23 protein-coding genes are annotated in these 22,479 nt (G+C 47.6%); all 23 read right to left on the bottom strand.

Annotated features, from left to right (window positions below):
* Window positions 1-110 precede the first annotated feature (110 nt).
* Window positions 111-1,142, bottom strand: coding sequence for a hypothetical protein (locus Q0135_RS02795; RefSeq protein ID WP_177387284.1), 1,032 nt, complete (start codon window positions 1,140-1,142; stop codon window positions 111-113).
* A gap of 27 nt (window positions 1,143-1,169) precedes the next feature.
* Window positions 1,170-1,793 (bottom strand): hypothetical protein, encoded by a 624-nt coding sequence (locus tag Q0135_RS02790; RefSeq protein WP_297988062.1) that lies wholly within the window; start codon window positions 1,791-1,793, stop codon window positions 1,170-1,172.
* A gap of 14 nt (window positions 1,794-1,807) precedes the next feature.
* On the bottom strand, window positions 1,808-2,419 hold the full coding sequence (locus Q0135_RS02785; RefSeq protein WP_297988061.1) for a hypothetical protein: 612 nt from the start codon (window positions 2,417-2,419) through the stop codon (window positions 1,808-1,810).
* 16 nt (window positions 2,420-2,435) lie between these two features.
* A complete protein-coding gene (locus Q0135_RS02780; protein ID WP_297988059.1) occupies window positions 2,436-3,077 on the bottom strand; it encodes a hypothetical protein in 642 nt (213 codons plus the stop codon).
* 115 nt (window positions 3,078-3,192) lie between these two features.
* Window positions 3,193-4,173: a DnaJ domain-containing protein gene (locus Q0135_RS02775; RefSeq protein ID WP_297988056.1), complete on the bottom strand. Its 981-nt coding sequence runs from the start codon at window positions 4,171-4,173 to the stop codon at window positions 3,193-3,195.
* A 3-nt stretch (window positions 4,174-4,176) separates the two neighbouring features.
* Window positions 4,177-6,372 (bottom strand): phosphoribosylformylglycinamidine synthase subunit PurL, encoded by a 2,196-nt coding sequence (purL, locus tag Q0135_RS02770; protein ID WP_297988054.1) that lies wholly within the window; start codon window positions 6,370-6,372, stop codon window positions 4,177-4,179.
* Between the two features lie 64 nt (window positions 6,373-6,436).
* Complete coding sequence (locus Q0135_RS02765) at window positions 6,437-7,192, bottom strand: glycosyltransferase family 2 protein (RefSeq protein ID WP_297988052.1); 756 nt, start codon at window positions 7,190-7,192, stop codon at window positions 6,437-6,439.
* The gene (locus Q0135_RS02760; protein WP_297988050.1) at window positions 7,189-7,980 is read right to left on the bottom strand and encodes a polysaccharide deacetylase family protein; all 792 of its coding nucleotides are present in this window, start codon (window positions 7,978-7,980) and stop codon (window positions 7,189-7,191) included. Before Q0135_RS02760 ends, Q0135_RS02765 begins: the two co-directional genes overlap by 4 nt.
* Entirely contained in the window at window positions 7,977-9,143 is a 1,167-nt protein-coding gene (locus Q0135_RS02755; protein WP_297988048.1) for a glycosyltransferase, read from the bottom strand. The genes Q0135_RS02760 and Q0135_RS02755 overlap by 4 nt, the downstream gene beginning before the upstream one ends.
* Window positions 9,131-10,324, bottom strand: a complete 1,194-nt coding sequence (locus Q0135_RS02750) for a glycosyltransferase (RefSeq protein WP_297988047.1) — start codon at window positions 10,322-10,324, stop codon at window positions 9,131-9,133. The genes Q0135_RS02755 and Q0135_RS02750 overlap by 13 nt, the downstream gene beginning before the upstream one ends.
* Complete coding sequence (locus Q0135_RS02745) at window positions 10,321-11,139, bottom strand: polysaccharide deacetylase family protein (protein ID WP_297988046.1); 819 nt, start codon at window positions 11,137-11,139, stop codon at window positions 10,321-10,323. Before Q0135_RS02745 ends, Q0135_RS02750 begins: the two co-directional genes overlap by 4 nt.
* Complete coding sequence (locus tag Q0135_RS02740; RefSeq protein WP_297988044.1) at window positions 11,136-12,323, bottom strand: O-antigen ligase family protein; 1,188 nt, start codon at window positions 12,321-12,323, stop codon at window positions 11,136-11,138. Before Q0135_RS02740 ends, Q0135_RS02745 begins: the two co-directional genes overlap by 4 nt.
* Window positions 12,320-13,396 carry a glycosyltransferase family 4 protein gene (locus Q0135_RS02735; protein ID WP_297988043.1) on the bottom strand — a complete coding sequence of 359 codons (1,077 nt, stop codon included), beginning with the start codon at window positions 13,394-13,396 and terminating at the stop codon, window positions 12,320-12,322. The genes Q0135_RS02740 and Q0135_RS02735 overlap by 4 nt, the downstream gene beginning before the upstream one ends.
* Window positions 13,393-14,847 (bottom strand): ELM1/GtrOC1 family putative glycosyltransferase, encoded by a 1,455-nt coding sequence (locus Q0135_RS02730; RefSeq protein ID WP_297988041.1) that lies wholly within the window; start codon window positions 14,845-14,847, stop codon window positions 13,393-13,395. Before Q0135_RS02730 ends, Q0135_RS02735 begins: the two co-directional genes overlap by 4 nt.
* Window positions 14,817-15,698, bottom strand: coding sequence for a lysophospholipid acyltransferase family protein (locus Q0135_RS02725; protein WP_297988039.1), 882 nt, complete (start codon window positions 15,696-15,698; stop codon window positions 14,817-14,819). Before Q0135_RS02725 ends, Q0135_RS02730 begins: the two co-directional genes overlap by 31 nt.
* Before the next feature lie 59 nt (window positions 15,699-15,757).
* Window positions 15,758-17,506 (bottom strand): tRNA uridine-5-carboxymethylaminomethyl(34) synthesis GTPase MnmE, encoded by a 1,749-nt coding sequence (gene mnmE / locus Q0135_RS02720; protein ID WP_297988037.1) that lies wholly within the window; start codon window positions 17,504-17,506, stop codon window positions 15,758-15,760.
* 2 nt (window positions 17,507-17,508) lie between these two features.
* A complete protein-coding gene (locus Q0135_RS02715) occupies window positions 17,509-18,264 on the bottom strand; it encodes a Jag N-terminal domain-containing protein (protein ID WP_297988035.1) in 756 nt (251 codons plus the stop codon).
* The gene (gene yidC, locus Q0135_RS02710; RefSeq protein WP_297988033.1) at window positions 18,261-19,904 is read right to left on the bottom strand and encodes a membrane protein insertase YidC; all 1,644 of its coding nucleotides are present in this window, start codon (window positions 19,902-19,904) and stop codon (window positions 18,261-18,263) included. Before yidC ends, Q0135_RS02715 begins: the two co-directional genes overlap by 4 nt.
* Window positions 19,894-20,241: a membrane protein insertion efficiency factor YidD gene (gene yidD / locus Q0135_RS02705; RefSeq protein ID WP_297988031.1), complete on the bottom strand. Its 348-nt coding sequence runs from the start codon at window positions 20,239-20,241 to the stop codon at window positions 19,894-19,896. Before yidD ends, yidC begins: the two co-directional genes overlap by 11 nt.
* On the bottom strand, window positions 20,238-20,546 hold the full coding sequence (gene rnpA / locus Q0135_RS02700) for a ribonuclease P protein component (protein ID WP_297988071.1): 309 nt from the start codon (window positions 20,544-20,546) through the stop codon (window positions 20,238-20,240). The genes yidD and rnpA overlap by 4 nt, the downstream gene beginning before the upstream one ends.
* 14 nt (window positions 20,547-20,560) lie before the next feature.
* Entirely contained in the window at window positions 20,561-20,695 is a 135-nt protein-coding gene (gene rpmH / locus Q0135_RS02695; protein ID WP_005873223.1) for a 50S ribosomal protein L34, read from the bottom strand.
* A 75-nt stretch (window positions 20,696-20,770) separates the two neighbouring features.
* Window positions 20,771-21,124, bottom strand: a complete 354-nt coding sequence (locus Q0135_RS02690; RefSeq protein ID WP_297988029.1) for a hypothetical protein — start codon at window positions 21,122-21,124, stop codon at window positions 20,771-20,773.
* A complete protein-coding gene (locus Q0135_RS02685; RefSeq protein WP_297941932.1) occupies window positions 21,121-22,479 on the bottom strand; it encodes an efflux transporter outer membrane subunit in 1,359 nt (452 codons plus the stop codon). The genes Q0135_RS02690 and Q0135_RS02685 overlap by 4 nt, the downstream gene beginning before the upstream one ends.

Raw genomic sequence — 22,479 nt, 5'->3', positions numbered from 1 at the left:
GGCTATGTCATCATCAATCGCACCTTGCCGCTGCTGCTCGTTTAAATTTTACGCGCCGATTTAAATTTTACAAGCCGCAAATTTAAAGCGGCACGAGATTCAAAACCGCACTAAATATAATAAATGCTGTTTTTGATATTTTTGCCGTCGATCTCGTTTTTGCGCCACGAACTCTCGTCGTTTAGCACGATCCAGCGCTTCTCCTCCTCGCGGTAAAACCAATCCTTGTCGATCTGATAGTAGATCTGACATCCCGAAATTTCGATGATATTGGCGATGTTGTTGTCGTGGTAGTTGTTCTCATCGAAGTCGGTGAAGGTGCGCTGCCCCATCTCGGCGTAGAGCTCGTTTAAAATTTGAAGCATCTCGCTTAGGCGCGTATCCATCTTCTCGACCTGAAGCCCAAGCTCGTTAGCCTCTCTGAATAAGATCGGATAGTCGTGCGACGGATAGCCGCTGTTTAGCTTGTCGCTGATAAAGGCGATCTTTTGCTCATCTTCGAAGTGGTAGCGCAGAATTTCGCGGCAAATTTTAAGCGACAGGCTGCTTGCGCGATCGACAGCGCCGAAAACGAGCGGATGGATATATTTATAAAGCTCCTTATACGGATTCTCGTCGTTCGGGCGCTCGTTATTTTTCCAAAGCTTCACCACGCGGCTTAGCTCGTCCATCGAAACGTTGGCTTGATCGTTGGTGTTCGTAACCGGCGAAAGCTCGTGGCGCAGCGAGGTATCGACCGACGTGAGATAGCCTAGTGGTCCCATTAAAATTTTATTCGCCCCAAGCGCCATCATCGTAGCCGCCGAAGCGCAGTTTGCCGGCACCAGCGCGATCAGCTCGTCGCAGTGGTTGCGCAGGATAGAGACGATCTTAAGCGATGCGATACCGCTGCCGCCGTCAGATTTGATGTAAAGGTAGAGTTTTTCGAAATGCTTGCCCTTGAGGTGGTCGTTGATACTGATCGCGTCGTTGCCGCAGACGCTGCCCGCGCCCGAATTGAAGTAGGTAAGCAGCGGCGCGCCCAGATATTTCTCGATATTCGTGATCACCTCTTGCGTTTGCTTCATCAAGATCGGCGGTTGCTTCGCTGCCTTTTTGGCGCCCTGCTTCTGCGGCTCTTCGTCTTTGGATAAAAATCCCATGTTTTTCCTTTCGTGTTGGTTTGGTTTTTAAAATTTTATTTTACAAATATCGCGCAATTTGTCTTGGTGCCACTCGATGCTCTCTTTAACCGTATTGCCTAGAGCCGTATGCGGGCTTTGCAAGAATGCCCTACTATTTTTTAGTCTTGAGCTCACGTATTCATAGCGTGAGATCACGTTTGCGCTCGCGTTTTGCGACACCGAAGCCAAAAACGAGTATGAATAAAGCGGCGCGGAGGAAGCGTAGCCGCTAAAGTGCTCTTTTAGGCTTACGAATTTGCCCTCCGCAAAGGCCTTGCAAACGCCGCCGCTTGCGGAATACTCGGCGATTCGCAGCTCTTTATTGGGCGTAAAAACGTAGATCGTAAATTTATTTAGACCTCGTTGCGAAATTTGATCCTTAGCCACGCCGACTCCTCTTTCGTCCGTAAATAGATAGAGATTGGAGCCCTCCTCTTCATATCTTCCTAAGATCGCGTCATCTTTTAAAAGCACGCCGCCTGAAATTTTATACTCGGTGACGGTCTGCCCGTCGTAACTCATCATCACGGAATTTTCCGGATGTAGCTCGGCTTGCGAATACTTTATCTTCATACAGCCTGCGAGCAGCGCGACCGCCGCAAGCAGCGCTAAAATTTTAATTTTATCCATAACTCCCCCGAAGTTTATCTGCAAAAATCGTCTAAGATCATGGTTTTAAGACCCTCGATCGTCTTTTTGAAAAATCCAGCCACAGCCAACTCCTCCGCAATATATTTCGTATCTTTGCGATCGACCGCTTTTTCAAAATTCATATTTTTATATGCGCTTAGTCCTTTCGAGCTCATATTTTGCACCGAGCTCTCGCTTTTTGAAATTATACCGTCCGCATAAAGCCAATCGCCGTCTTTAAACATATTTGAAGTATAGTCGAAATTTACGTATCTGCCTGCATTATAGACGCTGCAAATCCCATCTTTGTGCCAAATGCTAAATACCATTGCCCTTTCGTCGTTAAAAAGATAAAATTTCATCCGCTTGGCATTCAGCGCAGACTTGTAGTTATTGCCGTAAGACTTGCCCGCTTCATCGAGCACAAGCGTCCTAAGCTCACCTCTATCCATAGAATACGCGCCTAAATTTTTGCCGTTTTCATACAGATCCTCGCCCGCAAATTTATAGATTACGGTTTTGTTGCCGTCGTAAAATTTAAACTCCTTATCGCTTTTAGCCGGGCGCAATATCCCGCATCCTCCAAGTAGTGCCGCCAAAACGGCAAAAATTATAAAATTTTTCATTCATCGCTCCTTAAATTTAATCCAATCTTTTAGACTTTTCTCTGCAAAGCAGACCAAGAAGCGTGGCACCGCTAAGTACGACGGATGCTTGCACATGATCTGCTACTGTCGAATTTAGTTTTTCTAAAATTTTTTTATCCACATAAGATAACTTTTCATTAACGAAATCATACCTGGATGAAATTTTCCCCATTCCTTTTCTTGACATCAAAACATCATAACTATATGCCACGATCGGCTCGCCTCGTGAATAAATAGTAATATACTCCTTTATATGAACATATTTTCCTGCGGACAATGCCTTGCAAACGCCGTCATTATGGCTATAAGAGATCACTTTAATAAATTCGTTCGGAACGAATATTATCTCCGTAATTTTTTTAGAATTATGTTCCTTTGTCGCGCTGGGATCTATATAACCATTTCCCATTTCATCAGTATAAATGTGCGTACCAAGTCCCGGTGCCGTAAGATATTTGCCTAACACTTTGCCATTTTTATAAAGTTTTCCGTTATGGGCTCGGTATCTGGTGGAAATATTTTTGTCATAACTTAGCAATACGCTATCTTCCGATCGGGCAATCTTGCTTTGATCTTTTTTGCTCGCGCATCCTCCAAGTAGTGCCGCCAAAACGGCAAAAATTATAAAATTTTTCATTTATTACTCCTTAAATTCTAATCTTTCGCCGCACCTTGCACTTTACCGCCGTCTCGCTATCCTATTTTAAAATTTCAAGACGCTCTGCGCCCTCAAATTTTAAAATTTGCTCGCCCTACTTCTCGCCGAAGCGCTCCTTTAAAATTTTATACGCCTCGTTGATCTCCTGAAGCTTCTTCGTGCCCTCTTGGATAATCTCCTCGTCCGCGCCCTTGCCCATCAGAATGTCGGGATGGTATTTTTTAACAAGTTCGCGATATTTTTTCTTGATCTCGTTAAACGTAGCGTCCTTGGAGAGCCCCAAAATTTCATACGGATCTCTTTTGCTTTTGGCGGAGCCTTGCGAGCCGCCCGAATAGCCGCCATATCCACTCGAATACCCGCCGTATGAGCCGCTCGAACTTTGCGAGCCTCCATAGCCCGAACCCGCCGTGCCGCCATAGCCGTAGCCCGTACCGCCGCCGTAACTGCTACTTCCGTAGCCGCCCGTGCTTCTGCCGCCGTATTTGTCCCAATACCCGCCGCTTCTTGTGCTATAGCCGTCGTATTCGTCGTAAGCGGAGCTACTTTGCGAGCCGCCGTTTTCGTAATATGTGCCGTAAAAGCTGCGCTCAAAGGTCGCGAATATCTGGCTTTGGATATGCTCCGCAATGCCCAATCCGTCACAAATCTGCGAGATTGTGCGCCGCTCTGCCGCGCTAAAACCGCGATCGACGTAGGCTAAATTTAAAAAGAAATAGATTAGCCCCGTTTTGCGACTCGGACTCGGGCGGTAGGTTTGGTTATATTTTTCGGCAAGCTCGCGCACGTTTGCGAGGTTTTCTTTCTCGAGCTTATAAACGAGCTTCAGTGCCTCGCGTTCGCGTTCGCCGGCGCCCATTTGGCGCACCAAATCGTCTAAAATTTCGCTTATCATCGCGGCTTCGGACTCGCTTACGTGCCCGTCGCTTTTGGCGACCTTGGCTAGAAGCGCTACTAAAATTTTAGCCTCTCCTAGCTGCATTTGCGCCTTGCCGCGATAGCCGGAGTTGCCGAAAGCCACGCCGATCTGCGCGAAAATATACAGCGCGATTAAAAGAAATATGATGCTAAGCACGCGCTAGTCTTCGCTCTTTATGATCTTGGCGAACTCGCCGAAGTAAATTTCTTTTAATGCAGCGAGATTTTTATGGACGGAATTTATGCGAAACACTTCGCCGCCGCTGATGCCTAGGCGCATCAAGCTTAGCCCGTATTTTGCGGCCAGCTCTTTAAATTTCGCCTCGTCGCGGACGCCGAAAATCGCGCGCGAAAAGCTCTCGTCGAAAATATCTCTGCTATCGTCGCAGCTCATCTCAAACTCGCCGCCTACGCCGCCTACGCACGCCATCTTCGCAAGTGTAATCGCCACGCCGCCGATTCCTACAGAGTTTGCAAATTCCAAAACTCCGCTCCTGCCCGCCTCGATCGCGAAGTCCCACAAAGCGCGCTCGGCTTTTAAATTTAACTCGGGCAGGCTGCCTGCGACGCGGTTTTCCACCGCTTTCATATAAAGCGAACCCGCAAAAACTCCCTTCGTATCGCCTACCAGATAGACGCTCACGCCGCTAGCGCAAAAATCGCTAGGGATGATCTCGCCCTCGTTCGTGCCCACGCACACGATCGCGGGAGTGGGCTGGATGCTAACGCCGCCCGTTTCGTTATAAAGGCTTACATTGCCGCTTACGACGGGGGTATTTAGCGCGGCGCAAGCCTGCTTGATCCCCTCGCAGCCCTGCGCGAACTGCCACATAACCTCGGGATTTTGCGGATTGCCGTAGTTTAGGCAGTCGGTGATAGCTAGAGGCGTCGCGCCGCTCATCGCGACCTTTCGCCCCGCCGACGCTACCGCAAGCGCCGCGCCTATGCGAGGATGGATGTAATTCATCCGCGTGTTGCAGTCCGCAGCCATCGCAAGCTTGACGCCGTTTTGCTTAACTCGCATCACAGCAGCGCCCAGCATGCCGGGACGCTTGGCGGAGTTTAGCCCTACGTTGGCATCGTATTGATCGTAGATGTAGGATTTATTTAGTACTTCGGGGTCCCCAAAAATTTTATCAAACGCCGCGTCCAGCTCGCGCTCGCTCGCACCGCAGCTGCATAAATTTTGTTGCGCGATCTGCGCCATATATGCAGGCTCTTTTATCGGGCGATCCAGCACGGGTGCGGCTTCGCTAAGCGGCTCGATCGGGATAACGCCCGCTAGCTCGCCGTGCCAAAAAAGCTCCATCTTGCCGCTATCCGTTACCTCGCCGATTACGGCGGCGTCAAGATCCCATTTGGCAAAAATTTCTTTGATTTTCTCCTCGCAGCCCTTTTTGGCGCAGATCAGCATACGCTCTTGGCTCTCACTTAGCATCAGCTCATACGGGCTCATCCCTGCCTCGCGCATCGGTACGCGATCCAAATTTAACCGCATGCCGCTGCCGCTGCGCCCCGCCATCTCAAAGCTGCTTGAAGTAAGCCCCGCCGCACCCATATCCTGGATACCCACGACGTAATCGGTTTTAAAAAGCTCCAAGCACGCCTCCATCAGCAGCTTTTCGGCGAACGGATCGCCCACCTGCACGGTCGGGCGCAGAGATTTGTTCGCGTCGTTGAAGCTATCGCTCGCCATCACGGCTCCGCCGAGCCCATCACGACCGGTCTTAGAGCCCACGTAGATCACGCTGTTGCCCACGCCTTCGGCCCTGCCGTAGAAAATTTCATCCTTTTTAACGATACCCAGAGCAAAGGCATTAACCAAAATATTGCCGTCAAAGCTCTTATCAAAGCTCGTCTCGCCGCCGATAGTAGGGATGCCCATGCAGTTGCCGTAGTGCGCGATGCCTGCAACCGCGCCTTTTAGCAGATATCGCTGCTTGCGCGCATTTTCGCTTCTTCCTCGCACCTCGCCGAAGCGAAGCGAGTTCATATTGGCCTCGACGCGCGCGCCCATCGTAAAGATATCGCGCAGTATCCCGCCCACGCCGGTCGCAGCGCCCTGAAAAGGCTCGATGAAGCTAGGGTGGTTGTGGCTTTCCATCTTAAAAACCGCAGCCATACCGCCGCCGATGTCGATGACGCCTGCATTTTCGCCGGGGCCCTGGATGACCCAAGGCGCCTTGGTCGGGAAGCCGCTTAAATATTTTTTGCTCGATTTGTAGCTACAGTGCTCGCTCCACATCGCGCTAAAAATCCCAAGCTCGAGCAGATTCGGCTCGCGACCTAAAATTTTTAAAATTTTTTCATATTCTTCGTCTGAAATTTTATGTGCCGCTATTACTTTTTTGTCCATTTTTTCGCCCTTTTCGCCGTTAAATTTAGGTTCCAATGATAGCTAAAATTTTCTATCATTTCGATTAATCTTCGCCCTTTTTAAGATACTTCTCGTAAAGTTTCGCCTCTTTTAAAAACGCGTAAAATGCGTTAATATTTGCCGTGATAAATCCCTTGCGCCCGTCAAAAAGCGATCTGCGCAAAATGTATGATTTAAAAAACGCAAACGGATAGATCAGCAAAAGCTTCGCAAAGCTCGGCTTTTTGCCCTTCTCAAAATCCCCCTGCGCGCGCAGCGTGGAGTAGTTGTTATTTTTCATAACGAGCTCGGCGATCGGCTTTTCGCTAAAATGGTTGATGCAAAATTTGCTCTTTTTCACCGCGCCTTTTATGATCGAAATTTGCGCGTGCACCCCCATATTTTTATATTCGCCGCACTCCTTGCGAAAGAAGCGGATGTGAGTATTTTTGCGCACGAGATCCGAGCACTTGCGCCCGAGCGAGTATTCATGAAATTTAATATCCAGCGCCGAATAATCGCTCTGGCTCATAAACTCCTCTATCTCGCCTTTTAGCTCAGGGCTTACCTCCTCATCGCCGTCGAGATTTAGCACCCATTCGTTGCTACATAGCGAAAACGCGTAGTTTTTCTGCACCCCCTCGCCCCGCCAGTCGTGATGGTAAATTTTATCGGTAAATTTACGCGCGATCTGCAGCGTGGCATCGGTGCTGCCGCTATCGACGATTATGATCTCGGCGAAATCCGCCACGCTACGCAGCATACGCTCGATGTGGCGCTCCTCATTCATCACTATCGCATAAACGGACGCTTTAATCATAGTTTGTTCCTTATCCTCGTAAATTTCAGCCAAAAATCAAAAAACCCCTCCGTGCCCAAAATGCCGATACGCTTTACGGCGTATTTGTCGTCGCCCGCCTCGTAAAGTCCGCGCTTGACGACCACCGCGCCTTTGAAATTTGATCTGGCGATATTTAAAATTTCGTCGTTAAATTTACCGTAGGGGTAGGCAAACACCTCGCAAGGCTGTCCGCAAATACGCGCTACGCGAGCCTTAGACGCGATGATCTCGTCTGCGGCGAGCTGCGGATCGCTCGCGTAGGTAAGGTCTAAATTTACGTGGTGCATCGTATGCGCGCCGAACTCAACTAGCCCGCTTGCCTGCATTTTTAAAATTTGTTCCTCGTTTAGCATCCGTGCAAGATGAGCGGTGTTGGCGCGCTCCCAGTCGTTTTGCACGGCGTCCGGCACCAAAAATATGCTCGCTTTGAAATTGTATTTTTTCAAAATTTCAAAGGCGCTAGTAAAATTATTTTCAAACCCGTCATCGAATGTGATGCAAACAGCCTTTTTAGGCAGCCGCTCTAGCGCGATAAGCTCGCCAAATTTAAAGCTTTTAAAGCCGTTTTTCGCAAGCCACGCGATCTGTCTTTCAAAATCCGCAGGCTTTAGCCGCCATTTATCGAATTTATCGCCCTTGTGCTCCTCTACGCTATGATACATCAACACCCGCGCCTTATGCCAGCCCTGCGGGATCCGCCACCAGTTATACCGCATCGAAACACCTACCGCGGCGGCAAAGATCAGAAAGGCTACAAAATAAATCATCTGAATTTCTCTCCGTTTTTATAGACGAACTCGCGCCATTCGTAAGGCTCGCTGTAAAAATCGCTCCGCTCGTTTTTATCTTTTCCGCTTAGTACGCCGCGACGTTCGCCGACGCTCTCGCTGCATTTTTCATCAGAAATTTCACCGCAAGTATCTGCGCCGAAGCTCTCTTCAAAGATCGTCTCAAGCATAAATTTTGCCACTCGGGCGGCATTTGCGATCCTTAGCGTCTTGGCTCTGCCGCACTGCGCAATGTGCGCGTATTCGCCGCTAGTAAGAAGGCATTTTATCTTTGAAAAGCAATCCGCAGGATCATCAAAATAAACTATCTCCGAGCCATCCTCGTAAAGCCGTTCAAACCCCGCGATCTTGGGGCTAAAAGTGCAGACGCCACAGCCCAAAAACTGTGCCATGCGGTCGCTCGCGCCGAGCAATTTATGAGCACGCGCGCACTCAAGCTCGTCGTCGCGATTAAAATTTATCGCGATCTTCGCAGCCGCGATCTCGCGATGAAATTTATCGCCGAATACGGCAGGTGCGCCGAGGCTTGCAAAAATTTTAAGCCTAAGCCCCTCTTTTTCGCAAAAATCGCGCAGCAAAAGCGCAAATTTATACCTCACGTCCTCTTGATAATCGCGCGCTATGTAGATCACGTCGGTCGTTTTAGCAGCGTCTAGGCGTCTATCAAACGCCGCGTCGGAGATGTTTGGGAAAAAGGCGAATTTTGCGCCGTATCTTGCAGAAAGATCGCGCAGCTTCAGCGCATTCGCCCAAAAAAACACGTCGATGAAGCTTAGCTTTTCGAAAAATTCCCGTTTTTCTTGTAGATGATCGACGTACCAGATCGCGATTTTGATCTTAGGAAGTGCCGATTTTATCGCCCGCAGCGTGCCAAGACTGATCTTTTCGCCTTTGCCGATTAAAAGCAGATCGGCGCCGATATTTTCGCAGGTACGCACGAGCTTGGCGTTCATCTTCTCTAACCCGCTGTTTTTCAGCCCGCAAAAGCGCAAGCTCCGCTCCCAATCGCGGTAGCTAAAATCATAGACGAAGTGCCCGCCGCGAACGAGTCCGTGGCTGATCTTGCGCTCCATGCCGTAGAAAAAACTACCGTCGTCGTATTCGTTGAAAATGCCGCAATGCACAATCTTTAGACTTCGCATAACAGCTCCTCGTAGTAATTTTTAAGCGAGCTAATATAATTTTGCAGCGTCAAAGTTTGCTTAAGATCAGCGTGTTTTTGCGCAAAAGCCCGGGCGTATTTGCCGTAAGTGCGGTAAATTTCATCGATTTTAGCGCCCAGATCCGCCGCCTCGCATAAAAACTCCTCGCTTAAAATTTCCGAAATTCCACCCACGCGGGTAGAGATCAGCACGGGCGAATAAAAAATACCTTCGATCAAAATCACCGGAAAGCCCTCCTTACGCGAGCTGATGACGTGCAGGTGCGATGCGCTCAGAGCTGCCGCAACGTCGTCGCAAAAGCCGCATAGCCGCACGCGGTCCTGCAATTTTAGCGAATCGATTAAATTTTGCAAATTTTGCCTCTCGCCGCCCTGCCCGTAAATTTTAAGCTCGAAATCAAATTTCAGCTCGCTTACGGCGCGGATCAAAAGATCAAAACCCTTGATCTTATCAAGCCTGCCGACCGCTACGATGCTAAATTTAAAATTTTCCGCCGCCGCGTTTGCGCCCTGTTGCGAATCAAAAGCCCTATCTTGCGACGTGTCCGCCCCACCAGGCATATCTTGCGACGCAAATGCAGAGCCAGCCGTATTTTGCGACGTGTCCGTAGTACCAGCCGAGTCACTGCGCGCATCTTTTGCTTCTTTGGGCACTTCGTTTACGACGCCCTCCGCGTCCTTGCAGCGCGCGCAAATTTCACGATTTGCAAACTCCAGCCGCGGCTCTATGCCGAAATATATCACCTTCACGGCGTGATTTATCGTGATTGCGACCTTTCGCGAGGCTGCGATGACGTTTCGCACGCGATCAAAAACGGGCGCCTTGCGGTCGTTGTGTTTGGTCGCGATAAGTTTAAGATTTAAAAATTTTTCGACCACAAAGCCGATCTGCGCGGCTTTGGCGCCGTGCGAATGTAAAATTTCAAATCCGCCCGAGCGTAAAAACCGATAAATTTCAGCGAACAAAAACGGATTGTAGCGCTTGTCGCGGCTTTTGTACTCATAAATTTGCACGCGAGCATCCAGACGCTGCAAAAACTCGCATCTAGCAGGCACGATAAGCGCTACCTGCTCGCTTTTGCAAAGCTCATTCAGCGAGTCGATCACGATCTTTTCAACGCCACCGTAAAATCTGGAGCAGCAAAGATAGGCGATTTTCATCTATTTCTGCCCTTTTTCATCTTCAAAGTGAAGCTAAAAAGTCCCTGTCTGCCGCTAACCATGATGCGCGGAATTTCAAAATTTGAGTAGTGGGGGCGCAACACGTCGTTTTGCGTCGTAACGGCGCAGCTAAAGCCCGCCTCGCGCGCGCAGCGCACGCTAATCTCGTCGTAAAAGCCGAACGGATAGGCAAAAGCGCTGCAAGAAATATCAAATTTCGCCTCTATTTCGCGCTTTGATTCGCTCATCTGACGCAGCTGCTCTGCCGCGTCCAAGCTAGGCAAGTTTGCGTGATCGAGCGTATGCGAACCGATCTCGATAAGCCCGCTTTGCAAAAGCTCGTGGACCTCCTCGTCGCTTAGCATCTGCTCGCGATTTAGCTCGTCGCTTGATTTTTTCAGATCCTTATCGGTCGCCCAATTCCCGCCAAAGCGCCGGTTCACGATGAAAATCGTCGCCTTAAAGCCGTATTTTTGAAGTATCGGTAGAGCGCCCGTGAGATTATCGCGATACCCATCGTCGAAGGTAATGCAAACCGCCTTTGCAGGCTTTTTATCCAAGCTCGCAAGCTCGCTTAGAGTGTAGCTCGTAAAGCCGTTTCGCTTCAGCCACGCAAGCTGTTTTTCAAACGCGGCAGGGGTCACGCGCAAGCGGTTAAATTTAGAGGCATGCTTTGGCAGATGCTCGCGGATCATATGATACATCAGCACGCGCGGATACTCGTAGGGTTGGTCCTTTGCCCACCACGCAAAGCGCAGGCAAAACCATGCAAAAAGCGCCGCCGCCGCAAAAGCCAAAACCGCCGCGTAGATCATCGCTCGATCCTTACGCGATATGCCAAAAAACTTAGTATCGTAGCCAGACTTAGCGCTTCTTTCGACAGATACGCTCCGTGATCGAACTGACAATCTATCAAAAGATAGATTAGAAGCGCAAGAACCCCAAACTGCCTGCTTTGAATGCACTCCTTAAAAACGCTAAATAGGATCGCGCCGTAAAAGATGAGACCGAGCACGCCGCTATAAAGTAAAATTTCTAAAAATAAATTATGCGGTGCGTTATATTCAGGATGCTCTAGGACCGGGGAGCCCGGCAAATTTATATATGAGCCCAGCCCGTAGCCCAAGATAGGCTTTTGCTGCGCCATCTCTAAAATATAGCTCCAAATTACGGTTCTACCCGAGGATTCGCCGCTAAATAGCGCTGCTAGTCTTTGCTCAAACGACGGCGAAAGCACAAGCAAAACGGCAAAAATCGCGATGAAACCTATCGTGAAAAGCAGGTATTTTTTGTTTAGACTCTTTAAATTTAGCGCGCCATAAAACACAAGCGCGCAAAACGCGCCAACCCATGCCGCTCTGGAAAATGAAAAGATCATAAAAAACGCGAATAAAAATAAAGCCGCAAATTTAAGCGCCAAAGACCGCCGTATCGCCACCGCGCTAAGGCAGAGCCCAAAGCCCATAAAAAGCCCTAAAATATTGCGGTTCGAAAGCACTCCGCTAAGTCCGCCGCGAGCGGAATTGTTTGAAAAGACGATCGCATCAGGACTACTTACAAACTGATAGATCGCGCTCGCCGATAAAATTCCAAGCCCCACGAACAAAAAAGCAAAAACGGCGTTTTGATCAAAAAATTTAAGCTTGTAAAAATAGCAAAGCGCCAAAAATATTGTGCCGTATCGAAGCACGAAAAATAGCGTGCTCTGCCATGCTTTTTTTGAGATCACGGCCTCGTTTAGGAGGTTTGAAATCGCTAGCGTCGCCACTAAACAGACAAAGCAGATCGCAATAAATCGCGTTTTTTTCAAAATTTCGCTTAGAGTTGCATAATTCCTAAAATACAATAGATGCGCCAAAAAGAGTAAATTTAGCGCCGCAAAGGAGATCTGATAGACCGCGTTTTTGAAAAACAGCGACGCGCACCAAAGAAGCAGCAGCGTTAAAAATGTGATCCTCCAGCCGCTAAGCGCGCCGTTTTCATAAAAAAATTTTTTCATATTAAACTCTCATAAACCTTTATCGTTTTTTCTACCATCTGCTCTAGGCTGAAGTTTTGCAAAACGTAGCCGTAGCCGTCAAATTTCAGCTCGCGCGCGGGGGCAAACAGCCCCGCTAACGCCTGCGCGTCGCCCGCGTCAAAAAAATAGCCGTTTTCGCCCTCTCTTACGATATCCAGCGCGCCGCCGTGGCGAGTCGCTATCACCGGGCAGTTCAGTGCGATCGCCTCGGCCATCGAGCGCCCGAAGCTCTCGGGCTTACTCGAAGCGCTTACCGTGACCGACGAGAGCGAGTAAATCTCGGCTACCTTGCTCTGCGAGCCCGTAAAAATTACGCGCTCGCAGAGGCCAAGCCCCTCTACGAGCGATTTTAGCTCGGAAAAATACTCGTCGCGATTCGCTCTCACGCCGCCTACGATCAAAATTTTAAGATTTTGTTCGCTTGCCAAAGCCGCGGCGCGGATCAGGGTTTTGTAATCCTTAATCTGCGTGATACGCCCAACGCCCGAGACGATGAAATCATCCTGCGCAAGGTTAAAATTCTGTCTAAATTCCGCGATAAAGCGCTCGTTTAAATTTTTTGGATTAAATTTTACTAGATCGATACCGCGCGGAATAATAGTGATCTTGGCCGCATCCACGCCGTAGCTTCGCACCACGTGATCGCGCGCATAGCCGCTAGGGCAGATGATCGCGTCCGCATCCGTCATGATTTTACTGTAGAAATTTACAGAATTTATCCCATGCACGGTGCTTACGATCTTTGCTTTGGGGCGAGCAAATTTAACCAGCCACGCCGGCACGCGGGAGCGGACATGCACGATGTCTGGAGAAATTTCGTTTAAAATTTTACGCAGCTTTAAAACGCGCGCCGGAGCGCTTAGGATATTTTTGGAGCAAACGTCGAGCTGTACGTGCACGCCGCCGTCTTTTTCTATTTCGGGTGCCAATTTGCCGCCGTTACTGATAACGAAATTTTCGATGCCGCGCCGCGCAAACTCTCTATTTAGCTCGACTACGCCGCGCTCGACGCCACCTTCGTTCAGCTCTGGCAGGATTTGCACAACCCTCATATTTTTATCTCCCTCACAAACGCCCCAAGATCGTACTTCGCAGTCTTTTTTAACGCTTCGTCATAGCGCCTAGCATGTCCCGTAGAAACGAGAGCGCTTATAAAATCGTCAAATTTATTATGAGCATCTTTGCGTTTTAAACTCAAAATGGCTACGCTCGCACGCCCGTTAGATACGGCCTCGCTTATCATCGAGACGCTGTCCTCGCTGATAAAGACCCACTCGCACTGCGCCAAAAAATCGCCGATCGGATTTACGGGCTCGCGACTATAAATCACGCTGTAATCCCAGCCGAGTTTTTCTAGCGCGCTCTCGGTAGCCTGCGGCGTGCGTGGAGAGGTCGTTAGCGCAAACTCGCAGTCCGCAAACTGCGCCCTCACGCCCTCGATCTGCTTTAAAATTTCATCCCCCATCTCAAAGCAGAAATTAGGCCCGCCGATGATAAATCCGATGGATTTGCACTGCGGCTGATACAGCCCCTGCGGGCGCGAAAAACTAAGCGAGACGGGCGAAATTTTAAGGTTCGCGCGCGGCTTCGGGCGATCATGCGCGCCTGCGATGATGACGCTAAAATCCTTGCGGTAGCCCTTCGGATACATTAGTGCTACGCTCGGCTTTGCGTATCTGCGCGCGTAAAATTTCAGCGCGTAATAGCTCGTAGAGCCCGCGCCCACGAACAGATCGAAATCTGTAAAATTTAAATTGCGATCTGCCGGAGCATCTAAATTTGCGCTATATGATACGGCGTCCGAATTGGCGCCATTCGGCGCGGCGTCTAAATTTACGCTATTTTGCGAGGCGGAGCTATTTAAAGCGGGACTATTTAAATTTGATCCGTTTTTACGGTCCGCCGCCGTGCCACTCCCGCCAAGATCGCACTTAAAAATTTTAAAATAAAGCCCAAAAAAATCAAGCGCGTAGGAGCAGAGTTTAAGAAGCTTGTTTGCGTAAGCGATCTTGCAAATGCAAAAATCAAGCCCTTTTAGCTCGCAAAATGCGATACTTTGGTTCTCGTGCCCCTTGCGGCCGTCGCTTAAGATGAGCGCTTTTCGATGCGGATTTTTTGGGGCGGACTGATTTGCAGCGGAGTTTTCGCTGTTTAAATTTAATGACCCGCCGCCTGCGTGCCACGCGTAATCTGAGGCACCCGATCTTAAATTTTTATATCTAAAATTTTCGCGGCGTAAAATGTAAGAGGGGCTGCCGCAAATCGATATGAAATTTTTAAATTTCGAATTTTTATAATCTCGCGCAGCGGCGATCGCCATAGAGCTTTCGCGATTTAAAATTTTACCCGCTCGCGCGGCTCTACTTAAATTTTCGACGCTTTGCTCTTTTGCAAAGAGACGCGAGCCCTGCGGCGCGGATAAATTTCTCGCGATGCCCCGTCTGCTCTCGCCTCTTGAAATTTGCCACGCCATCAGTCCATTTTCCATCGTTTGTGTATCCAAAACCACTGCTGCGGCGCGGTTCGCACGACCTCTTCGAAAATGTCGTTGCACTTTTGCGTGATAAACAGTTCGGCCTCGTCCTTATTTAGCCCCTCAGGTAGCGGCGGGAAATCCTTGATCACGATCTCGTAGCGATCATCCTCTCCGCGGCGCGCAAAAATAGGTATCAGCACGGGGCGAAATTTCAAATAAAGCGACGCGATAGTCTTCGTGGTGTAGCACTGTCGTCCAAAAAAGGTCGTAATCAGGCTGTTTTTAGGGCCTGGCTTTTGATCGGGCAGAATGCCTACGTTGCGCCCCTGCTTTAGCGCCTGCACGAGCCTGCGCATCGCATCGTCTTTATAAATGAGGTCGTTGCCGTAGCGCTCGCGAAACGGCGCCACGAGCTGCTCTTCGATCAACTCATTATCGCTGCGACGCCCGACTACCGAGACAGGAAAGCCATTGGCGCCGAAAAAATTAGCTAGAATTTCCCAATTTCCAAAATGCGCCGTAAAAAATAAAATCCCGTGCGGATTATCACCTTTTAGCTCTCGGACGCGCTCTAGCGCCTGCTCGCCGTTTGAAATCAGATCATCAAATTTTAGTCTGCCATTGTAAAATAAAAGCGTATCGGTAAGCATCCTAGCGATACTGCGAAAATTCTCGATCGCAAGAGCGTGAAGCTCACTTTCGCTTTTTTGCGGATAAGCAGCGCGAAGGTTATCCTGCGCGACTTTAACGCGCCTGCTAAGCTTCCACGATGTAAAAAGTGCGAGCTTGTCGAAAAATGCGAATATGAAGCTTTTCGGCGCGAATTTTGCAAATTTTATCAGACACAGCGCCAAAAAATATTGGATTTTTTCCTTCATAAAGACCTCGTTTTAAATGCGAGATTATATTGAATTTTGGCTAATTAGTAGCTAAAACGCTATTTGCCGAGGCAAAAATTGCTAAACATTTCGTCTAAAATTTCATCTCGCTCAAATGGACGCGAAATACGTGCAATCGCCTCAATCGCGCGATTTATCTCAAATGCAAAAAGCTCAAGCTCGCCGCAAGCTAGGCGCTCGCTCGCGTTTTTAAGAGCTGCAAGCGCGCTCTCGCAAGATAGAATTTGCCGCTCGTTGCTTAGCATAAGGCCATCGAAATTTTGAGAATTTAAGTAGCTCTCAAGCGCGGTTAAAATTTTATCCACACCCTCGTTTGCAGAAATTTCAAGTAGCGTAAAAATGGAATTTGCTTGGGTAGTTTGCCTAGCGGAATTTTTTGCAGAGCTACTAGACGCGATGGAATTTGCAGAATTTTGTTTGGAATCATCCTGCGTGAAATTCTCCGCAGCACAGCTTGCAGTAACGCGCTCGGTATTTGGCGACACTAGTCCCGCTTTTGCGGCGGAATTCTGCCCCACCAGATTTATTGAATTCGCAAGAGCTATTTGGCTTGTAAGCACGGAATCTGTGGAAGTAGAATTTTGCGCGCTTAAGTCACGCTTTAAATTTTTAGCTTTTAAATTCTGCGCGCAGGAATTTAAAGAAGCGTCGCAGGTCCGACTTTGCTTTAAATTTTCGGCTGCGGAATTCTCTGGTATGGGATTTTCGGCTGCGAAATTTTTTTCAGAAAAAGCCTCTAAATCATCGCCAAGATCCTCAGCGCTAGGATGAAATTTACGCGGCAAGTCGCATTTATTTAAAACGTAGATGATTTTTTTGTCTTTTTGTTCACGCAATATTTTTAGGATCTGCGCGTCCTCGGCGTCCCATTCGCGGCTTGCGTCAAACACTGCCAAAATCACGTCCGCCTCGCTTGCAGCGCGAAGCGAATATGAAATGCCGATACTTTCGAGCTTTGAGCCGCTGTGTCTGATACCTGCAGTATCGACTATACGGATTAGATGAGTGCCTATCTGCAGGCTTTCTTCGATGAGATCGCGCGTAGTGCCCGCTTCGTCGCTCACGATAGCGCGACTAAAGCTCAGCATAGAATTTAAAATGCTTGATTTACCGACATTGGGCTTACCCACAATCGCTACTTTAAAGCCCTCGATCAGTCCCTTGCGGCTGCGGCTGATGCGAGTGATTTTTTCTAGAGAAGCGATATTTTGGCTAAGCATTTCTTGCGAGTTTTGCAGCACATCAGAAGGCAGATCGTCCTCTGCGTAGTCGATGCAAACCTCGACAAAAGCTAGCGTCTTAACCAGAGCCGCGCGCAGATTTGCGACGAAGTCTGCTAGCTCGCCGCGCAGGTTTCTAGCTAAAATTTTAGCCGCACTTTGCGAGCGCGAATTAATCAGATCGCTTATGGCTTCCGCTTTGCTAAGATCCATTTTACCGTTTAAAAACGCTCGCTTACTAAACTCGCCCGGATTTGCTATGCGCGCACCCAGAGCCAGCACGGCATCTAACGCCAAGGATGAAGCCGTAAAGCCGCCGTGGGTCTGCACTTCTACGACATCCTCGCCGGTAAAGCTATGCGGAGCTTTAAAATATATCAAAATCGCCTCGCCGAACGCTTCGCCGCTCGCGTCAAAAAGATTCACAAGCGTAGCATAGCGAGGTCGCAAAAAACTGCGATGTGAAAGGCCTAGAGCGATAGATAGCGCTTCCTCGCCTGAAATTCTAACTATGCAAATTCCGCCGATGCCGTGAGCCGTAGCGATAGCGGCGATAGTCTCGCTCACGATTAGCTTTTTTCGTCTACGATGACGATTTTGCCGCTACGTGTGGATTTGATTCCCACGAAACGATCTGGATATGCTTGTTTTAGCTTGTCGGCTACGATTTTGATAAATGCGCCATCAAAAGCCTTCGTGACGATACGCTCATTTCCGGAGCGTTCCACGAGCGCATTTACATAAGAATCGATAAATCGTTCTTGATTTTGTAAAAATTCCGCGATTTCAAAAACCACAGCAAGATCATATCTGATGCTGATCCAGTTGTAAATCATATACGAAAGCGCCTTGTAGCGGTGTCCTTCTTTGCCTATCAAAAGCGCGCTATCCTCGCCTTGCAGCTTGATATAGACGGTATTTTCGTCGATTTTGCTAACATCGCTAACTTCGATATTAAACTCGCTTGATCTAAAAAGTGCAGATAGCTTCTCTTTGATATCGGATAAAATTTCATCCGTCACAACGCCCTTTTGTTTTTCTTTGCGATGTTTAGAATGCGTGGTGCGCGAATTTTGTGGCTCTGATTTATCGCTCTGCTTTTTCTCTGCTTTGTCGGTTTTGCTTTGAGAGGCGTTAAATTCCGAATTTTCGCTAAATCTCTCTCCTTCCAAAACCGCTTCTATAATAGCATTTTTTTTAAAAAAGCCCAAAAATCCGCCGCTTGGATGCTGCAGCACGCGCACGTTAAGCTGCGTAACCGAGCATCCTAGCTCGGCTGCTGCTTTATTATATGCGTCTTTTAAATTTTCTGCTTCAATTATCATGATTTTTTCTCCGCTATTTGAGCTTGTTTATGCCTAGCAAAGGCTTTATTAATGACGTATTGCTGGATAATGGAGCAGAAATTATTGACCGTCCAATACAGCGTCAGACCCGCCGGGAACATCACGAAAAATACCGTAAAAATAAGCGGCAAGAATTTCATCATCTTCTCTTGCATCGGATCGGTAAACGTAGTCGGCGTGATCTTTTGCTGCAAAAACATCAAAATTCCCATCGTAATCGGCAGGATATAGTAAGGATCTTTAAGCGATAGATCGTGAATCCACAGCGCCCACTCCGCGCCCTTTAGCTCGATCGCGTTAAGTAGCACGCGGTAGATCGCAAGAAATACCGGGATCTGAAGCAGGATCGGCAAGCAGCCGCCCATAGGATTGGCGCCGTTTTTCTTATACAGATCCATCATATGCATCTGCAGCTTCTGTTTATCGTCCTTGTATTTTTCTTGAAGCTCCTTCAACTTAGGCGCCAGATCCTTTAGCTTGTTCATCGATAGCATTCCCTTGTAGCTTAGCGGGAATAGGATTAGGCGGATAATGAGCGTAAGCACGACGATCGACCAGCCCCAGTTGCCGATATAGCCATGCAGCCAGTTTAGAAATTTAAACATCGGACGGGCGATAAAGGTAAACCAGCCGTATTCGATGATATTGGTAAGAACCGGATCTATCGAATTTAGCGTCGCATGATCTTTCGCGCCGATATAGCCCGTAAGACTAAGATCGCCGTCCGAGCCTATGAAAACCTGCGAAATTTTATCTGCATCAGTCACGGTCGCATTCAAGCTCTCTCCGTAAAATAGCGTCGTATAATAGCGATCGGAGCTTGCAGCGATATTTACGCCACTTATTCGCTCGTTTTTATCCACATCACCATCTTTAAAAATTTCTACGCTTTCGTTTATAACCTGCGAGCCAGTAAAAAATGAAGCGATTTTATCTGAAATTCCCGCTTCGCCCGGTTTTCCAACGATGACGCCGTGAACCGTATAGCTATCTACTTCTACGTTCGGGCGCGAGCCGGGGCTGATAAAATAACGCGCATTTCCGCTTAACTTCAGATCCAATTTATAACTACCATTTGGATAAAAGGTAAGAATTTTATTTATGCTAACGGCGCCTAAACTTTGACTTAACGTAACGCTAGCCTCTCCGTTTCGTACGTCCAGCTCGCCAGATGAAGCGCTGTAAGGAGTATCGAAAGCCATCGCATTCAACGCCGCGTCCTCGAAGCGCATCTCAAGCGGTTTAGAATGCGATTTAGGATCAATCAAATTTATCGCATCGCCGTTTTCGTCACGGAATTTCGCATCGTTTAACACATATGAGCTTATGCGACCAAGTCCGTCGATCGTGAAATTTGCTTCTTTGCCAACCACGCGCACTAACGGTGCAGAGATGGAATTCGCGGTACTTAAATTTGCTCCCTGCGCACTCAAACCAGTGGCGGTAGTTTGCGGAGCGGACTTGGCGGCATTTTTTTGTGCGATTTGCGCCGCGGTTGCGTTTGCCTCCATAGCGGCTCGAATTTTTGATAAATAAAAATGATCGTAAGCTACGAAAAATATGAGCGCAGTTGCTATCGCGATAGCAAGGCGCTTTGATTGAGGAAGTTTATCTAGCACTATTTTCTCCTAGTCGTATGACGTAATATCTATTTTTTTTATATGGTATAAACCAAAGCTTAAATTTATCCACAGAGGCATTGCTGCTGCGGATTTTAGAAAATACGCAAAATTTGAAATTTCGCGCGATTATCGGATAATCTATGCCGCCGCTAAAGAGCGGATTGCATCTTAAAATTCTAGCCGTTACAGCACAGAGCGCGCCAAAGACGCCGTTAAACTTAAACTCATAAAGCGCGTATTCCGAACAGCTCGGATAATAACGGCAACAGCGCGGTAGCAAAGGCGAAATAAATTTTCGATAAAACCCGATCGCGACTATAAAAAATTTCTTCATTTTACTGCGCCGATCTTTTTAAACGCCCATTTTAAATTTCGCTCAATGTCTTCAAAGCTCATATCTATAATCCGCTTTTTTGCGATTAATATAAAAATTCCGCTAACAATGGCGTCTTTTTGATTATAAAATGCGGCGCGCAAACGTCTTTTAGCGTAATTTCGCGTAACTGAATTGCCTATTTTTTTACTGGCGACTGCGCTAAATTTACGCTGCTCGCTAGCCAAAAAATACACAACAGCGCATTCACAATGCCACTTTGCCGCACTTTTATAAACCTCCGAAAAAACCCTGCTATCGCTTATCGCAGCAAATTCGCCTACGCAGCCAATCTTCTTCTGCCTTTAGCACGTCTTGCACTTAAAACTCTGCGACCGTTTTTTGTTTTCATACGGACGCGAAAACCGTGAGTGCGCTTTTTAGGGGTATTGTGGGGTTGGTACGTTCTTTTCATAACTGTTCCTTTAAGAAAATGTAAAGCGGAGATTTTATAGAAACTTTACTTAAAAACCGATAAACAAAAGCAGCCCTAGCGCCGATAAGCGTCGCCTTGCAGCTTTTTACGGCGCAGTTTTAAGTCCTTCTCATTTTTATTGTTTCGCTCCTTGATATCTTGCATCGGCTGTTTTTTCATCGAAAAATCATCGTGGTCGCCTAGGCCTTTTGATTCACGTTGCAAATTATTTTGCAGGCTTTGCCGATCTAATTCATTTTTTTGACGATTTAGCAGAATTTCATTATGGTTTTTCTCAAATTCTGATTGTTTATCGTTCGCAACGTAAGCGCTGGCGCCAAGGCTTACTGCACCATTTTGCGCACTTAGTACCATAGAATCAGCAAATATCGCGCCACAAAGCAGCCAAAATATCAAAGCCTTTTTCATTTGCGTTTAAATTTACCTGCCATCGCGCGATAGATCGCCGCCTCGTTTTGAAGCGTCAAATATCTTTGATTTAGCTCGTTTATCTTGGCGTTTACGGCGTCGGTACGGGCTTCTAGCATATCCTTCAGCTCACTTGAACCTGCTTCGTATTTCGCAGCGTAAAGATCGGCAATACGCGCCTTTTCGTCATAAGCGGCACTTAAATTTTTAAGGCTAGCCAGATTGATCTGATAAATTCTATATAAATTTAGCACCTCATTCGTAGCGTTAGAGAGCGTCTGTTCGTAATTTACGACGTTTTTGCGAAAAGCGATCTCCGAAATTTTAAGGCGGTTTTCAACCCTCGCATAATCCAAAAACGGCAGACTTATGCTTACGTTGCCACTTAAAAAATTTAGCTTGAAGCTATCGTTAGCGCTCACGCCTTGCCCATTAGTAAGCCCTGCACCTAAATTTACGCTAGGAAAAAAATTTAACTTAGCGGTCTGTTCATCATAAAAACTGGAATTTAGCCTAGCGATCGCAGCTCTAATATCTGGGCGGTTAGCAAGCGCCGTGTAAGGCACATTTAGATCAACGCCTTGGAATTCTATGGAATTTATCGAATCGGTGTTATCATCAAATTGCAAGCTGGAGGAGATGAGATTTCTCATATATTTATGATTATCCTCGATATTTTTTTGAATGCTTAAGACCTTGTTTTCAAGCCCTAGAATAGAATTTTGAATCTGCCTGTAATCAAGCTGCTCGGACTTGCCGTAATCATATTTTGCCTTGATTATTTTTTCGATCTCTCGGTAATCGCTTAAATTCTGTTTTGTCCATTTTAGCGAATCGTTTAGATAAAGCATCTCGAAGTAGCCGCTTACGACAGAATTTATAAGAGTCAGGCGAGTATTTTCAAGGTCAAACTCGCTGGCTTTAGCGTTCCAGCCCTCGGCATTTACCGCCGAGCGGATCTTGCCGAAAAGATCAAGCTCATAGCTTACGTTAAAGCCCGAACTATAGGTTTTGTTCCAATTTGAGCCGGTGCTTATATCGCGATTAGCGCCCGCACTCCACGAGCTGCTTAGCGTAGGAAAAAGATCAGCCCTGCTTAGCCCTAAATTTGCATAAGCACTCTCAACGTTTAAAGCCGCTGTTTTTAGATCGTAGTTATTCGCAAGGGCTTGATCTACAAGCTTATTTAGGTATGATTCGCCATATTTTTTATACCACAGCGTATCGATTTCATAGCTTGCATTTTCGTCCTTGAAATGCTCTACAGGCTTAAATTCGACCTCACTTTGATTTGAGGCGCAACCGCCGATAAAAACAGCTAAAATGCCGCTTAAAATTACTTTGGAATTTATCAT

This window comes from uncultured Campylobacter sp. (genome assembly GCF_937981295.1).
GTDB lineage: Bacteria > Campylobacterota > Campylobacteria > Campylobacterales > Campylobacteraceae > Campylobacter_B.
Note: the sequence above shows the minus strand (reverse complement) of the source record. Positions and strands in the feature narration are given on the sequence as shown.

Excerpts from the sequence above, each read along its gene's own strand:
- Q0135_RS02740 (WP_297988044.1), bottom strand. The coding sequence starts at position 12,323 with ATGAAAAAATTTTTTTATGAAAACGGCGCGCTTAGCGGCTGGAGGATC.
- Q0135_RS02780 (WP_297988059.1), bottom strand. The coding sequence starts at position 3,077 with ATGAAAAATTTTATAATTTTTGCCGTTTTGGCGGCACTACTTGGAGGA.
- Q0135_RS02790 (WP_297988062.1), bottom strand. The coding sequence starts at position 1,793 with ATGGATAAAATTAAAATTTTAGCGCTGCTTGCGGCGGTCGCGCTGCTC.
- rpmH (WP_005873223.1), bottom strand. The coding sequence starts at position 20,695 with ATGAAAAGAACGTACCAACCCCACAATACCCCTAAAAAGCGCACTCAC.
- Q0135_RS02795 (WP_177387284.1), bottom strand. The coding sequence starts at position 1,142 with ATGGGATTTTTATCCAAAGACGAAGAGCCGCAGAAGCAGGGCGCCAAA.
- Q0135_RS02685 (WP_297941932.1), bottom strand. The coding sequence starts at position 22,479 with ATGATAAATTCCAAAGTAATTTTAAGCGGCATTTTAGCTGTTTTTATC.
- Q0135_RS02755 (WP_297988048.1), bottom strand. The coding sequence starts at position 9,143 with ATGCGAAGTCTAAAGATTGTGCATTGCGGCATTTTCAACGAATACGAC.
- Q0135_RS02785 (WP_297988061.1), bottom strand. The coding sequence starts at position 2,419 with ATGAAAAATTTTATAATTTTTGCCGTTTTGGCGGCACTACTTGGAGGA.
- Q0135_RS02750 (WP_297988047.1), bottom strand. The coding sequence starts at position 10,324 with ATGAAAATCGCCTATCTTTGCTGCTCCAGATTTTACGGTGGCGTTGAA.
- Q0135_RS02745 (WP_297988046.1), bottom strand. The coding sequence starts at position 11,139 with ATGATCTACGCGGCGGTTTTGGCTTTTGCGGCGGCGGCGCTTTTTGCA.
- Q0135_RS02760 (WP_297988050.1), bottom strand. The coding sequence starts at position 7,980 with ATGATTTATTTTGTAGCCTTTCTGATCTTTGCCGCCGCGGTAGGTGTT.
- yidD (WP_297988031.1), bottom strand. The coding sequence starts at position 20,241 with ATGAAGAAATTTTTTATAGTCGCGATCGGGTTTTATCGAAAATTTATT.
- Q0135_RS02765 (WP_297988052.1), bottom strand. The coding sequence starts at position 7,192 with ATGATTAAAGCGTCCGTTTATGCGATAGTGATGAATGAGGAGCGCCAC.
- purL (WP_297988054.1), bottom strand. The coding sequence starts at position 6,372 with ATGGACAAAAAAGTAATAGCGGCACATAAAATTTCAGACGAAGAATAT.
- Q0135_RS02715 (WP_297988035.1), bottom strand. The coding sequence starts at position 18,264 with ATGATAATTGAAGCAGAAAATTTAAAAGACGCATATAATAAAGCAGCA.
- Q0135_RS02735 (WP_297988043.1), bottom strand. The coding sequence starts at position 13,396 with ATGAGGGTTGTGCAAATCCTGCCAGAGCTGAACGAAGGTGGCGTCGAG.
- Q0135_RS02690 (WP_297988029.1), bottom strand. The coding sequence starts at position 21,124 with ATGAAAAAGGCTTTGATATTTTGGCTGCTTTGTGGCGCGATATTTGCT.
- Q0135_RS02725 (WP_297988039.1), bottom strand. The coding sequence starts at position 15,698 with ATGAAGGAAAAAATCCAATATTTTTTGGCGCTGTGTCTGATAAAATTT.